Here is a 13,112-nt window from a genome sequence, read left to right as displayed (position 1 = left end):
GACGTTGACGCCTTAGGCGTCGTGATCGCTCGTGACATCGGTCGTCTCCCCATCAGCGTAGCCGTCGAAGTTGGCGAACATGCCCGTTTGCTGTTGGATCACGTGGACCCGAATGCTCTCGTCGTCTTCGAGATGTCAACAGAGTTGATCACCATCGTCGATTTCGGGATCCTACACAATTTGGGCGGGGATATTCGCTTGGTTTCCAGACACCTTGCTTTCGGCGTCAATTCTGTCGCTGGTCATACAACCCGGTATGAGACCGATCGTGGAAATATTCGTGTGGTGTCATATTATCCAGTAACAAAAGAGCGATTCCGACGAAGACGCGCAAGACGAGTTTTATGACGAGTTCAAAAAAGCGGCGGAAAATGGACGCCACAGTAGTCTGTATCGATCAAGCCAAGAAATCGGTCCAAATTGAGCCGCGTGCCGCGTTGTTTCCGCACGGCACGCGGCCTTCCGTCGAATTATCTGGTCAACGGGACTGGACGTGCTTGCTCGGCGCGATCACCGTCCTCGGTGATCGCTTCTTCTCTCGATTTACAGAGTACATTACCGCTGACCACGCAAAACATTTCATTTTGGCACTATGTAAAGAATTTGAAGATGATCTGATTGTCGTTCTCGATGGAGCACCGTACTTTCAGGCATCGGCCGTCACGGACCTTGCGGCCCGTGACGACCTCGCCTTCGTGACGCTTCCTTCATATTCGCCAGAACTAAACCCAGTCGAAGAATGCTGGATAAGGCTCCAAGCAGCTCTCAGCAACCGCTTTTTTGATTCACTCGACGAACTTACAACAGCGATCGACAGTGCTCTTGATCAACTCTCGATTCCAAATGAGGGTAATTATTTCTAGTAACTACTATAGTCCACGCAGTTGCTCTGCTACAACTCGCGACCACAATATGGGCAGTGCTGGATGTCGGCAAACGACCCTATGTCCGACCCGCATCCAGGACAGAACTCAATTGTTGTGTCTTGTCCGCCAGAGCCTCCGTTTGAATCGGGCGTGAACACCTTTGTCGTTGAATCTGTCGATGTTGACGGGGTAGGGTCATGGTTTCGGGTGTCACCGTGGATCGGTTCTTTTCGGTCTGGCTCACCAAGCAACTGATACATCGGTCCCGTACCCAATTGGGTCTTGTATAATGACTGATCATGAAACTCAAGCCGCATATCGTTGGTCTCCACAACTATTCGACATCCAGAGAGTTCTGTCGCAAATTGCTCAAGAAACTGATCCATGTCGGGAATGTCTGGTTGAAAACTGCCCTGTTGATCCGCTTGGACCCCCTGACCGACATGGGAGTCATCATTGTTCCGTTCCTGTTCCCGTTGTTCACGAATCTCTTTAACGCGTTCGCGAAACGATTTCTCGTCTTCTGTCATATGGTGGTATGTTAACTGAGAACTCATTAATTCAGGGGTGGTAACTAAGGCGGCAGTCAGCCACTCTCTTACCCAATCGATACTACACCGTACAAGGTAATCAACACCTGACGATCAAACCAGCGCTGTCTGTTTCCACTATATCCGTCATAGAGTCACCTGTATTGATGTTGTAGGCCTCTACTGCGTTCTTAGTCGGCTGGGTGACCTATATTACGTTTCAGTTGATACACTGTCGTATGGCCAACAACGGGCTTGGTTCGTACGAAATTCCGCCGATTTACGTGAGCGAATCCGGATACGATGACATGGGTGAGGTATTACAAAAACTTGAGGTAAATTATCAAGGGATCGACCAGGCGAACCTGCCCGCGATGGACGATGGCGTGTTGATGATCAACTGCCATACTAAGTGGCGCGACGATGCGATCGGTACTCTTGGGAAAGCGCTGGATGCGGCGGTCGACTCCTCATCACTTGAGAGTTTTATCAAAGATACGTTCAGTAATGACTCAATTACTGACTCGCTCGATACATTTATTAGAAACGGTGGAGCGGCGATCATTTCCGATTATGCGGGTGAACTCTTAACAACGTTTACTGCGTCAGCGTTCGACACGTCGACTCAGACACAGACGGTCACAACTAGCGTTGACGATCCGGAGTTGGTTGAGTTACTCGGCAAACAACAGATCGAGATCGAATTTGATCTTGGTGGCTGGTACAAACCTAAGACGATCCCTCAGGGCAGTACTTCCCTATTGCGTGATTCAACAACGGGCGACATCCTTGCGTATAAGTTTTCACACGGTCGTGGAGATATTGTTTATACAGCCTTCCATAACCACGCACAAGCCACCGAGGTCGAGCAGGCGCTACTGAAACTGCTCTTGATGATCCCGATCGCGGAAACCACTGGTACCAACCTCAAAGACACCTACACTACAATCACAGGAGAGACCATTCAGTCAGGGGATACTGTAATACAAGATTCGAGTGAATCATCCACCGCAACAGCGCCGAGGCCAGGATCTACTGCTTCGTCACGCAGCGTTACGGTTAAACTTGATATCGCTGGCGGTGGAGTCATCACCGAAGAACTCGCTTCAGGCCAGCGGGTCCGCTTCGGTCGAGACGATTTTATTGAGCACGTAGCCGAAGGACAGCGTCAGTATATTTCGGGCACGCATTTTGCACTCGGTTATCAGAGGAACGGAACACTCAAGATTCAAGACTTGAATAGCTCGAACGGAACGCAATTGAATGGAAGAGAACTGTCAAACGGCGAGTCTCAGCCGTTATCTGGCGGGGCAGAAGTTGACCTTGCGGATGGCGTGGCCAGTGCTGTTATTCGAATATCTTAGGGTAGTGGACTTTATTAGATTTTTACCAATATATCTCCTAATTGGGGTTCAAGATCTACACCGCCTGCGGTGGTGAGCGAATCGTCTGTATCCGAAGTGACTCCTCTGGTGGCATTAAAGGCCTGCCAATCTATTAATGTGCGTGAAGAGATTTGGAGAGAGTTCAGTTAACACAAAGTATCCTCTAGAAGTTGCTGAATATGTCTTAATTAAGTTTTTGACGTCTGTCAGGTCCATTACGTAGAGCTTGTTATCCCTGCTTCCGACATAGACGGTTCCATCTGCCACTGTCGGCGAAGAGTCACCCTGCTGTAATTAGGCACATTCGACTCTTCCGCTTCGCTACTGCCTTCAGAACGACGTTATCCTGCCGCCTTCTTCGGATTCAACAGAGTACTTTGATCCGGATAACCAGTAACGAGGGAACTACTCGTCGGTGGCAAAGACCAACTGAAAACCGTATCCGGGGTCAACTGGCGCGATCGTAGTTCCACCAGTGAGGACTGCGCCTTCGTGGGGTTGGGCGGCTGTGCGATCAATCCTCCCGGCGGACAGTTGTTGATGATACCCGTCTTCACTGAGAATCCACGTCCACCCTGAACCGTCGTTAATGTACGTGCCGTTCAAACTGGTATCATACAAGACCCAGCGGGAGCCATCCCAGTCAATCCAAAATTGTTGTTCAGAGATGTGTTGTTGGCTATCGAGAAGTTTGATATCAGGAGTAGGCTCGTGTCTGAGCGGGCGGCCAACCGAGGTATCGGGTCCGACTTCGACTGTGATGTCGTGCTGTGACTCGACTAGGTGTGCAGTCGGCATTGACCGGTCAGCTGCCGTGCGGAGCTGTTCGAGGAACTCACAGCCATCTGTAGGTCGAGCAGAGGGATCGCGTTTCGTTGCGTCTTGAATCACTGAGGAAACCCCCTGTGGACAATCCGCCCCATCAGAATGAGGTTGAACTCCCCCAGACGGTGTCTCATCAAGATCGTAAGTTGTCCCAGTCAAGAGATAGTGGATAGCTTTCCCAGCACTATAGACATCTGACCACGGGCCGGTCGCTGCATCACGGAGGTCAGTTGGGGCTAGTTCTGGTGGAGTATACGGGTCTGCGTAAAATAGCGTCGAGTCGCCTGTCTCCTGCCGAATACTCGTATTGAAGTCGATCAGCGCGACAGTTCCATCCTCCCGATAGCGGATATTTTTCGGCTTGATATCCAAATGGAGGATGTCATTATGGTGGAGAAACGCCACCATCTGTGCGATTGCGAACGGGAGATCGCTAGCTGAGTGTGTAGTCGAGCCACCCCTACCTGTCCCGTTCTGATAGCTAAGATCTCCACCCGAAATGTATTCCAGGGCGAGATACTGGCGTCCACGAGCAGTATTCGAATCGATTGGATGACCGATACACGATGGCGTCACTGAGCTTGTAAGCTCTGAGAGAATCCGACTCTCCTGCTCAAACCGTGTCCTGACGACCGACCGTTTATGAGAGGAGTCATCGGGAAGTTTGAGCGCGACTGTACTCCCAGTCGTCTCGTCTCGTGCTTTCCATACGGTTGCAAACCCCCCTTTTCCGATCTGTGATTGGAGTGTAAATCTCCCATTGACCCTGTCACCCTGATTGAGATCCCACGTCATTGGGTGGGGTCGCTATCGATACATGCGGCTGTACGCGCCACCGGCAGAAATCTGCTATCGGGGGGCGATTGCTCCGCTATCCTTAGGAAACCTCGGCGCCACAGCCGGGACAATAGTTCGCCGGTCCGGTGGCTGGAAGTTCCGTCCCGCACACTACACAGTAGTTCGCATCTGTGGTCGACTGTTGTTGGTGGTGTATTCTCGTCTTGATTGGAGGTGCTCCCTTCGATTTGGTCAGAGTACGGCGGTCCACGAGTATTGATTTGAGACTCGATATGAGAGATTGCGCGATCGACCCGCTCGTTGACTCGTGATTGATGGCGTTCATATGAGAGTTGCTCGAGCGTTCTTCGAAGTTTCTGCGTAGCGTGTGGATCGGCATTTGCGAACTTCACGATTGTATCAGCTGTAAATGCCTGCTCAGTTCCATCCGACGTGAGCAGGTGGTGTTTGACGGCGCGGAGATTCTCAGTCATGTCGATACGTAGTAGATGGCTAATGGTGATCGATTTGAGAGACTTCGCGGATTGGATGTTGATTTGATAGTGGTCCTTTGTTAATAGGTACGGTAGGGCTCTTTAGTTTAATCCCAACAGAGCATTTGCCCTACAGGGACCAGTAGACCTACATGACGGTTTAGCCCGAATTTCACTGGCGTACCTCATACTGGATTTCCACACTGGGGACAGAATTTCGGGTCGTTGTACTGTGATAAGTCTGCATCACACTGTGAGCAGGCCGAGTCGCTGAACAGCCCCCACACCCCATCTGAGAACACGAAGGCTACAGCACTCCAAAACCCGATTGCGTACAGAACTGACCCAACTAGCAGGATCGCAATTTCACCCCCAAGACTGTAGCCGTAGATCTGCCCTCCAGCGACACCGAGCGCGATCCCGCCGGTGACACCGATATTGGTGTCTGCCTGCACTTTTCGGAGGCGCCACCGAACAGCGACAAACGTCAAAACCGCGACCAAGACTGTATAAACGAGCGAAAGATTGTACCACACGCCGCCAATGAATGGGTCGTCAATCAGGACCTTCAGTAGGAGTGACACACCGACCGTCATAATGAAGAATACAAACAGGATGTGACGGGCTTTCGAAGAGAGATTCGTGGAGTACGAGCCACTGCGGAAATACGAGAGTATCCGGATAAAAATCGCGAGAGCTGCTGCGCCCTCGACTGTCCGGAACAGCAAGTACAGATACGTACCGTAGAGACCGAAATTGGCGCTGATGAATGAGAGCGCAATGAAAAAATACCCGATTCCGAGACCAAACACACCGACAAGGCGCTCTCGCTTGGTATACTGCGAATATAATCCTCGCTGTTGGACAGTGTGTATAACTACTCCGAGGAACATCGCTTCGATACCCAGTGTAATCAACCAAATCGGGAGATCACCAGGGACAGGCTCGGCCACTACGTCGATTTGGAACAGCATGGATTAGTTTGTCGTAACAATAATCTTGTACGCTCGTGTACACACTGCCAGTGGAATCCCCACAGCAGCAACTGCCACAGCGATCGTGAGGGCTTCGGTGACAACGGGGTATTGATCCATTCCCCCGAGCACCATAATCACGACTGACGCTGTGATCAGGAACCGTAGCCTGGGATTCTTCTTGAGATCTGGGATGTGATGTGTTCCTAATATCGTGATCGCTATGATACAAAGGGTAATGCCGATTTCTCGCAGCAACGCTGGTTCCCACTGTGTAATCGGCTCCACCATCTACTCATTACTAACTTATGGAATTGCCAAATAGCTACGGGACGGTAGTGTGACCACTGAGGGAATCCTTCCCAGCGAGTCCTCAGTGCTAGTGAACCGCCTCGGGCTCAAGTCCCGAAGCACTCGCTCAGCTCAGCCTATAGAACGATGAATTATATGAGTGGCGTACGAACGGATTGACAAATGGTGTCATTTGACTCGAATAGTTCTTGTGATGCGTACGAAATCGTCGTAAACGCCCAAAAGACTGTAGAGTCACATCCACGCAACGTAGATGTCGCAGCAGTTGTTTCGACACTGAATAGCAGTGATCAAGAAATTCGAGGTGGTGCAGCGACAGTCTTGACCGAGGTGGCGAAGTCTGATGCGTCGCTTCTCGTTCCTCAACTAGAGTCCATTAGCGCAGGGCTCAACGATTCACACAACCTTGTCCGAGCAAATACTGCAGCCATCTTGTTTCGGATCGCCGAGGTGGATCCTGAGGCAGTAATTCGGTTTTTGCCAGCCCTCTCAGATACCGCCACAACGGACAGCTATGCGACCGCTCGCTCAAATTGTATACAGGTCATTGCTAACATCTCAGAACACGCTCCCGAGGCTGTCGCCGCACACACTGACACGCTTGTGTGTGCACTTTCTGATTCCAACAGACTGACGCGTCAACGAGCGATGGGCACACTCAATCGGATCAGTGATCATGAACCTGCTCGAGTGAAGTCTGGTATCAATCAAATCGCTGACCGACTGGACGATTTCGATGCGAGGACACAGAATCTGGCTACATCGACCCTCTGCAACATTGCAAGTGAGTACCCGGCTGTTGTGAGGCCCGCAATCCCTGGTCTCGAAGCATTGTTGAATCATCACGAATCCAGTACGCGTGCCAATGCCGCCTATGCACTCGCGGAGATAGCGGCCGTCGACCCCGAGGTTGTCAGCTCTGAATGTGGGGCACTTGCGCAGACGGCCGTCGACACCGACAGAGTGGTGCAGAAGAACTCACTGATCGGTCTGCGGAGGATTGGACAAGCCGCTCCGTCAGCGATTACACCCTATAAATCAGCCATTGCCCAAGTAGCGAACCAACCAGAGCAGGGTGCTGTACAGCGTATTGCGACGGACTGCGTAGAACTCATCGAAACGCACACCGACTCACCTGAGTCTTCGGCAGTGAGTATCGACGACGAGGAGACACGCCTCTACCAGCCGACACAGGGCGGTACTGATCAGCACACAGCTGATGATTCACAGGATGCGTCGAATAAAACACGGCTGTACGATCCGTAATTCGCAAGGTATCGTTCGTTTCACACCAAAATATGGTGGGACCCTCGTCCGAAGGTAACTCTCATCCCGATCAGATCAGGTGTAAGAGCCACCGAGTGGTGACGCTCCGGACGTCACGGCATCCGATCTATTTTTCTTTGAGACTGATTGGGCAACGTATTATTTCCATCCCGGCTCGCATTCTGAAGCTACGCAGATATCAGCGTCGGTACTGAACGACATGGACGCCATCGTCGTCGAGCGAAGCCAAGAACAGTATGAGGGCTGTTCCCTCGATGATCTCGCTGCCTCCCAGCAGTACGCAGATCTCATTCCAACGCTTTTAGAGACACCGAGACCGTGTCCCATCTATAGTCTTGACCCTTCCATTGAGTCTATGCCGACGACCGAGGGGGAAGCAACCAGTTTCTCCGCTGGTTCCAAGTCAAGGCTGTTTTTGATGTTTGGGCTCCCGGACATCTCGCACTGCTGTTCGCAATCTGGGCTCCACTCGCCGTTCCATTCGTTCTCCGGCTTATGTCTCCGGCAGTCGTTGCAGGAATCTTTCTTTGGGGTGCCGAATTCAAGCTGGGATCGAATATTTTGTTGCCCGCTGCCGCGGCGACGTTTGCTTATCGAAGCGCCGCCGTCGCAGAAAAACTAGACACAATTGTTGGGCCCATTGTAGCTACAGATTGCGAGCGACGTCCGAACATTCTCATCGACTTTGGGAAGCTGCATATGGATATTAGAATGTATCTGTAGCAGGCCCGCTTGCGAGCGAGCACACGCTGGCTTCACCAAATCCGTGAATCGCCGTACGACAACCGGTATACTGGGAAGTCTCTCGAATTCAGCTTCACCACCATCTCAGTATAGCACAGCTCCACAGTGATGCGCTCGCTGTTGAGTATACAAAGCGGCTCTAATCACTTCCCGAACGGGATTCCTGAACGCATTCAACAGTCGCCACCGAGCACTAGTGGGTGGACGGTTGGACCAAAGTTCCAATCTGGTGCGTCAGTCCGACTGGGCGTCGAGGCACATCCAACTTCTAAATAAGGGCGGTCCGTACTCCCTGTCCACAGCAAATATGTCACGTACGCAGAAGAGTCTCAGTGGAGCACAGTTATGAGCGATGACTCGGCAGTGTGTTCGACCTGTGGCAATCCGCAGTTCGCCTGTGAGTGTGAGTTCAACCCGGCGTATCTCCCCCCTGATGGACAAGAACGATGCTCGAACTGCCACGGCCCACAGGATCGCTGTGTTTGTGCACCATCATCAGAGGCGAAACTGTCGCTTACCGTTGAGCCTACGGATGTCGTGACGCCGCCGATCGTTGTTGATGGCCCAGTCCTCTCACGGATAGACCAAGCAGTCCTGACCAAATTGGTGGAACAAGAGTTCTCGACGGACTGTTCCACAACGGCCACTGGAGCAATAACGATTCCGCACGTCCAGAAAGAAGCGGTCGCTGATTACTTCCGACAGCTTGGCTATTCAATTGGGGAGTCGATTGATAGCGATGCTGGCGACGACACCGCAGGTGCAACCGACGACACAGCAATATACACACCCCACTCTGATGGTGGTGAGCACGCCACGCCAACACAATCGACGCCTGAGGGAGCTACTGACTCGGAGACAGATCACGTAACAGCCACGTTCGAACAGGCACGGTGTCCAGCATGCGAGCGGGCGTTCCCTGACCGCGATGACATCCCGACATTCTGTCCAGTATGTGGTACCAAACTCTAAGACAGCGCTCCGTCAGCCGGGATCACCGTGCCGCAGCTGCGGCGCACCCTCACCAGCACATTGTACCTCAACTCGGGGTGATTGTGGCCATATGACTATCCCAGAATCCGACGTAAAATTAGTCGCATATCGGTGTCAAGTCGGAAGGGCCCTTGCTCGCAGAGCGCTTGAGTTCGAGGATGGGGACCTTGCTGCAGCTATTGTCCGAATTGAGGAGGGAGACATCCCGTCACAAGAAGATCACTCCACGACCGTTGGTAACCCGAACTCAGACATCTCAGAGGCTGACGTTGAGATTGTGGCCGAACGAGCGGATGTTCCAACGGCAAAAGCACACGATGTCTTACTGCAAACCGATGGAGATCTCGCAGCCGCAATCTCACAGCTCACTCAAGATAGTGCAGCCAGTCAGACAGGCCCACCCGCTAGCTCAGACACCTCTACTGGGTCATCCACTGATGAAACGACGTCACTCTATACCGCCGGACCTGATTCCGACGATTCCCCGACAAAACTCTATTCACCAGACTCAACCCCAGCCGAGTCAGCACAACAGCCCACGACTGCCTACTGCCCTGAGTGTGGCACCGCGCTATCGGAACCTGACACTGCCAACTTTTGTTCCCACTGTGGTGCTGAATTACAGTGAGCGCACCACTGGCGCCTTCAAGAGCACATATCGCCCGGAGCATTCGTGAGGCTGGAAGGCAACCCTCAGTTCACAACTGGTTAGAAATACTGCCTGATGTGGTGTGGACGACGATTGAGACTGTCACACGCCTGTCTCTTCGGCAGTCGCCACCGAACGTGATCGCTGAGTCTGTCACCTCCATGCACTACCCACCGCGGCTACAACTACGGAGTCAACAGTTCGGGTTCGGTGACAGGCCGGAATCCATCCAAGCTATCCTATGAACACTGCTCCTGTCTCGGTCGTCCCGCTCGGCACTGTGGATGCGACGTCCCTTGAGCCGATTATGGCTTCGCTCACGGGCCGTTACCCACTCACGTTTCGATGTGACTCAAGAGACGTTGCTGGTTCGATCGAGGTCGCTGCAGACCCTGTCGCTGCACGGCCCATTACTGACCAACTTGCCGCTGAGTGTAGCCAGGAGCCACTAATTGGGGTCACTGACTGTAGTGTGTACATCGATGATGCTGTCGAGCGGCCTCAGTTATGGGGATATCTTGATTGGACAGCAGGCGTGTCTGTGATTTCTCGACGAGATCTGACAGCGCCAACGACCGACGGAGGCGATCCTCCGGATGAGTCAAGTATCACGGCGCGGCTCCACGAGCGGCTTGCTCATCACGCTGGGCATTTATACGGCCTCGAGCACTGCTCCGATCGGCGATGTATCATGGGCGCGGCACGGACACTTGATGATATTGATATGAAGTCGACTCGCTTGTGTGGTAGCTGTCAGAGACAACTCTCCGGCGAGGCTGTTGACTGATACCGTACTGTAAAAGTCCCCTGAACAGCAAACTGAATAACGTCCTACTGCTCACACGGAGTTCCGCACTGAGAACAGTAGTTCGAGGTAACTGAAACTTCTGCCCCACATTGGCGACACTCCACTATCAGTTCAGTGCCACACTTCGAACAGAAGGTGGCGCCGTCAGTGGGCTTATTTGCGCAGTTGGGACAGCGTGTAATAGTCCCAAATGCCGTCGAATCTGGAGGGTCATACAGCTTTGTTTCGGACTGTTCAATCGCCGCTAAAGCCTCCTCTGCAATTACGGCAGCATCATCTGGGAACTGCCTCCGCACCCGAGTCATGGGCGGTGGTCGGGGGTCTGGGACATCGCCATCGCGAAGAGCTTCTAACGCAGGGACTGCTGGCTCAACCGCATCGCTGCCAGCCTCAGCGATCTTGTGGAGCGTTCGTGCAGATCGTGTACGGACCAGCCGGCTGTCGTCGGTCAGTGCATCAGCAAACCTTGGAACAAACGGTGTCAGCTCTATCGAACGGACAGTGCTCAGTTGTTCACAGACTCGTGCTGCTGCTTCTCGCTCGTACCACGACCCATCGCTGAGATACGTTGTGACCCGTGGGAGTTCACCAACTACTACATCGGGACCGGTATCAGCAGCGTGGCCCAAGATTTCCAGCGTCTCAACGAGATTATTGTTCGTTGTCCCTGTCTCTGGTCCGGATATCGTATCAGACGGCAGTGGAGTGAGTACAGTGAGTACGTCAGGATCTACAGCAACCTGTGGGAAGGAGGTACAAATGTTCTCAAGTTGCGCGAGCGCATGGTACGAATCATCGTCGCTGCCAGACGAATCGATGAACTCGCCAAGTCGTGCCGCTGCGTCAGTTGCCATCTGATTATCGCATTTTCCAAACTCGCCGATACCAACGACAAGCCGACCTCTGATTTCATCGTGTGATTCGACAGTCAGCCGGTGACACAACCCGGTTAACACAGCAGTTGCTGTGTCACGGTTCAACGGCTCGTCATTCCAATTGACACCCTGTGATTCACTCGTACTGAATGTCGAGTTGGTTTTGCGACCAAGTCCTGTGAGCGCCTCGGCACTCGTAAGACGGACGTCGGGGTCAGTATCCGAGAGATGCGTCAGGGTAGCCTCTACGCAGTCGTCGAGGACGCCTGCAGAGTGAAGTGATTCGAGGTGGCTCCGGATAATCAGCTCAAACGTCTCAAGGGCAAGGATCGGCGATTCCGATGAACCTTGAGAGATTTCAGTCTGGAGGGTAGCAAGGTCTCTATCGGAAATGTCTGCATCAAGTTCTTTTGCTTTTTCAGCGAGCGATTCGAGGGGGCTATCCGCCATATCAGCCACTCGAGTCGGCAGCAGTATATTACTAGCGACAGACACATAACAACGATAGTTTCTGCTGATGGGTTGCTGTCGGCTATCCCTGTCTGGTAGCCTCCCTTCCGCGTACGTATTGAGGGGAGGCAGAGTGAGTTGGAATGCTTCATTTTCGATTGTACAGTTGTACTGCTCGAGGCACCCACTTCCGCCGGAGTTCGCACACACCTGCTGGCCTCACTATCGCGGCCGAATGGAATGGTCAATTAGATCCCGACCCACCGCTTCATTCGTAGTCATAACTCGGGATGGCGATAGATGTCGCTCATGAGTGTTCTCAAGACACCGTCGTGAAGGTCGCTCTCAGTGCGCCCTCCAAGTATGCGATGAAAACCGCTCCCACGTCGTCGATGGATGTCTGTTGAAGTTCATCGACACCGGCGTGGCCACCGACATCGCCGCCAAATTCCTCGGCTAGCGCAGGCAGCACTGACTCGCCGAGACTGAACCGCTCAGCGAACGAATCTGTTGCCCGCGCTACCACCCGAAGCCCCCCATCCTAGCTTGAACAGACGACCGCACTGTCGATACCAGCATTACAAGGGGCTGTTGTGGCCACTGTCTCATAGCCACCAACTTGGATCACTGCGACAAAACAGTCGACAGCCCGGTAACCTGTCGCTCGGAGGATACCCAGTGCTTGAGCAGAGTGCTCGCATTATGCTGGCGACCGATCCAAAAGTGGCGGGAGATCGGCTCCTCGATCGCCGACAGCGCCGACGAGATCGATGGCCGTTGTGACTGTTCGGTCGGTTGTATCAGCTAAGAAGCCGGTATCATCGAGGAGGCCGACCAGCAGTGCGAGTGCCGCCTCCGGGGATACGTCCCAGTCAGCGGTCTCAGCGAGGCGGGTGACGAGTTCTGCCGTCAGGCCCCTGTATCGATATATGCCGCCGCCGCTCGTGACGCGAGAGTCCCCGTTTCGTGGTGGTCAATCAGGATCGGAGCAGCCGGGGAAACCGGTAAAATCCGTTCAGCTGACGGCGCATCAAGTACTACGACTGGGTCTTGATCGGTTTCCTCGAGTCGGGTGGCCGGCTCGATCTCGACCGCATCGAGCAACGACTGGGCGGGTCGGGCAACGCCATCGAGAGTACAGAT

General features: G+C 53.1%; 12 protein-coding genes and 2 pseudogenes. 6 read left to right on the top strand and 8 right to left on the bottom strand.

Going from position 1 to position 13,112, the window contains the following annotated elements; genetic code table 11:
• Nucleotides 1-12 precede the first annotated feature (12 nt).
• Nucleotides 13-246: pseudogene (locus tag B9H04_RS06890) on the bottom strand (AbrB/MazE/SpoVT family DNA-binding domain-containing protein).
• A gap of 64 nt (nt 247-310) precedes the next feature.
• Between B9H04_RS06890 and B9H04_RS06885 the strand changes: the two are divergent.
• Nucleotides 311-863: pseudogene (locus B9H04_RS06885) on the top strand (IS630 family transposase); the annotation flags it as partial.
• 29 nt (nt 864-892) lie between these two features.
• Here B9H04_RS06885 and B9H04_RS17975 read toward each other — a convergent pair.
• Nucleotides 893-1,396, bottom strand: a complete 504-nt coding sequence (locus B9H04_RS17975) for a hypothetical protein (RefSeq protein WP_139835043.1) — start codon at nt 1,394-1,396, stop codon at nt 893-895.
• Between the two features lie 239 nt (nt 1,397-1,635).
• Here B9H04_RS17975 and B9H04_RS06875 point away from each other — a divergent pair, with 239 nt between their 5' ends.
• Nucleotides 1,636-2,760: an FHA domain-containing protein gene (locus B9H04_RS06875; protein WP_080508630.1), complete on the top strand. Its 1,125-nt coding sequence runs from the start codon at nt 1,636-1,638 to the stop codon at nt 2,758-2,760.
• A gap of 114 nt (nt 2,761-2,874) precedes the next feature.
• On the opposite strand, the gene B9H04_RS06870 is transcribed toward B9H04_RS06875, so the two are convergent.
• The 4 genes from B9H04_RS06870 to B9H04_RS06855 form a co-directional block, all read right to left on the bottom strand.
• Nucleotides 2,875-3,048, bottom strand: coding sequence for a PQQ-binding-like beta-propeller repeat protein (locus B9H04_RS06870; protein ID WP_080508631.1), 174 nt, complete (start codon nt 3,046-3,048; stop codon nt 2,875-2,877).
• A 138-nt stretch (nt 3,049-3,186) separates the two neighbouring features.
• Nucleotides 3,187-4,401, bottom strand: a complete 1,215-nt coding sequence (locus B9H04_RS06865) for an FHA domain-containing serine/threonine-protein kinase (RefSeq protein ID WP_080508632.1) — start codon at nt 4,399-4,401, stop codon at nt 3,187-3,189.
• 661 nt (nt 4,402-5,062) lie between these two features.
• On the bottom strand, nt 5,063-5,851 hold the full coding sequence (locus B9H04_RS06860; protein ID WP_049932969.1) for a zinc ribbon domain-containing protein: 789 nt from the start codon (nt 5,849-5,851) through the stop codon (nt 5,063-5,065).
• A gap of 3 nt (nt 5,852-5,854) precedes the next feature.
• Nucleotides 5,855-6,142 carry a hypothetical protein gene (locus tag B9H04_RS06855; RefSeq protein WP_049932970.1) on the bottom strand — a complete coding sequence of 96 codons (288 nt, stop codon included), beginning with the start codon at nt 6,140-6,142 and terminating at the stop codon, nt 5,855-5,857.
• Nucleotides 6,143-6,325: 183 nt separating this feature from the next.
• On the opposite strand from B9H04_RS06855, the gene B9H04_RS17970 reads away from it, so the two are divergent.
• The 4 genes from B9H04_RS17970 to B9H04_RS19595 all read left to right on the top strand — a co-directional run bounded on the left by B9H04_RS17970 (nt 6,326) and on the right by B9H04_RS19595 (nt 10,623).
• Nucleotides 6,326-7,429 (top strand): HEAT repeat domain-containing protein, encoded by a 1,104-nt coding sequence (locus B9H04_RS17970; protein ID WP_139835042.1) that lies wholly within the window; start codon nt 6,326-6,328, stop codon nt 7,427-7,429.
• Between the two features lie 1,110 nt (nt 7,430-8,539).
• The gene (locus tag B9H04_RS17965) at nt 8,540-9,166 is read left to right on the top strand and encodes a hypothetical protein (RefSeq protein WP_139835041.1); all 627 of its coding nucleotides are present in this window, start codon (nt 8,540-8,542) and stop codon (nt 9,164-9,166) included.
• Nucleotides 9,123-9,815 carry a zinc-ribbon domain-containing protein gene (locus B9H04_RS19600; protein ID WP_394334718.1) on the top strand — a complete coding sequence of 231 codons (693 nt, stop codon included), beginning with the start codon at nt 9,123-9,125 and terminating at the stop codon, nt 9,813-9,815. Before B9H04_RS17965 ends, B9H04_RS19600 begins: the two co-directional genes overlap by 44 nt.
• Before the next feature lie 262 nt (nt 9,816-10,077).
• Nucleotides 10,078-10,623, top strand: a complete 546-nt coding sequence (locus B9H04_RS19595) for a hypothetical protein (protein WP_080508633.1) — start codon at nt 10,078-10,080, stop codon at nt 10,621-10,623.
• Nucleotides 10,624-10,667: 44 nt separating this feature from the next.
• Here B9H04_RS19595 and B9H04_RS17955 read toward each other — a convergent pair whose 3' ends face one another.
• Together B9H04_RS17955 and B9H04_RS06840 are read right to left on the bottom strand one after the other, a co-directional pair.
• Nucleotides 10,668-11,969, bottom strand: coding sequence for a zinc ribbon domain-containing protein (locus B9H04_RS17955; RefSeq protein ID WP_139835039.1), 1,302 nt, complete (start codon nt 11,967-11,969; stop codon nt 10,668-10,670).
• Between the two features lie 319 nt (nt 11,970-12,288).
• Nucleotides 12,289-12,495, bottom strand: a complete 207-nt coding sequence (locus B9H04_RS06840) for a hypothetical protein (RefSeq protein ID WP_085682566.1) — start codon at nt 12,493-12,495, stop codon at nt 12,289-12,291.
• Between the last annotated feature and the right edge of the window lie 617 nt (nt 12,496-13,112).

The organism is Halorubrum ezzemoulense DSM 17463 (genome assembly GCF_002114285.1).
Lineage (GTDB): Archaea > Halobacteriota > Halobacteria > Halobacteriales > Haloferacaceae > Halorubrum > Halorubrum ezzemoulense.
This window is presented reverse-complemented; position numbering and strand designations above follow the sequence as displayed.

Excerpts from the sequence above, each read along its gene's own strand:
- B9H04_RS06865 (WP_080508632.1), bottom strand. The coding sequence starts at position 4,401 with ATGACGTGGGATCTCAATCAGGGTGACAGGGTCAATGGGAGATTTACA.
- B9H04_RS17975 (WP_139835043.1), bottom strand. The coding sequence starts at position 1,396 with ATGACAGAAGACGAGAAATCGTTTCGCGAACGCGTTAAAGAGATTCGT.
- B9H04_RS06860 (WP_049932969.1), bottom strand. The coding sequence starts at position 5,851 with ATGCTGTTCCAAATCGACGTAGTGGCCGAGCCTGTCCCTGGTGATCTC.
- B9H04_RS19595 (WP_080508633.1), top strand. The coding sequence starts at position 10,078 with ATGAACACTGCTCCTGTCTCGGTCGTCCCGCTCGGCACTGTGGATGCG.
- B9H04_RS17965 (WP_139835041.1), top strand. The coding sequence starts at position 8,540 with ATGAGCGATGACTCGGCAGTGTGTTCGACCTGTGGCAATCCGCAGTTC.
- B9H04_RS06875 (WP_080508630.1), top strand. The coding sequence starts at position 1,636 with ATGGCCAACAACGGGCTTGGTTCGTACGAAATTCCGCCGATTTACGTG.
- B9H04_RS17955 (WP_139835039.1), bottom strand. The coding sequence starts at position 11,969 with ATGGCGGATAGCCCCCTCGAATCGCTCGCTGAAAAAGCAAAAGAACTT.
- B9H04_RS17970 (WP_139835042.1), top strand. The coding sequence starts at position 6,326 with ATGGTGTCATTTGACTCGAATAGTTCTTGTGATGCGTACGAAATCGTC.
- B9H04_RS06855 (WP_049932970.1), bottom strand. The coding sequence starts at position 6,142 with ATGGTGGAGCCGATTACACAGTGGGAACCAGCGTTGCTGCGAGAAATC.
- B9H04_RS19600 (WP_394334718.1), top strand. The coding sequence starts at position 9,123 with ATGACATCCCGACATTCTGTCCAGTATGTGGTACCAAACTCTAAGACA.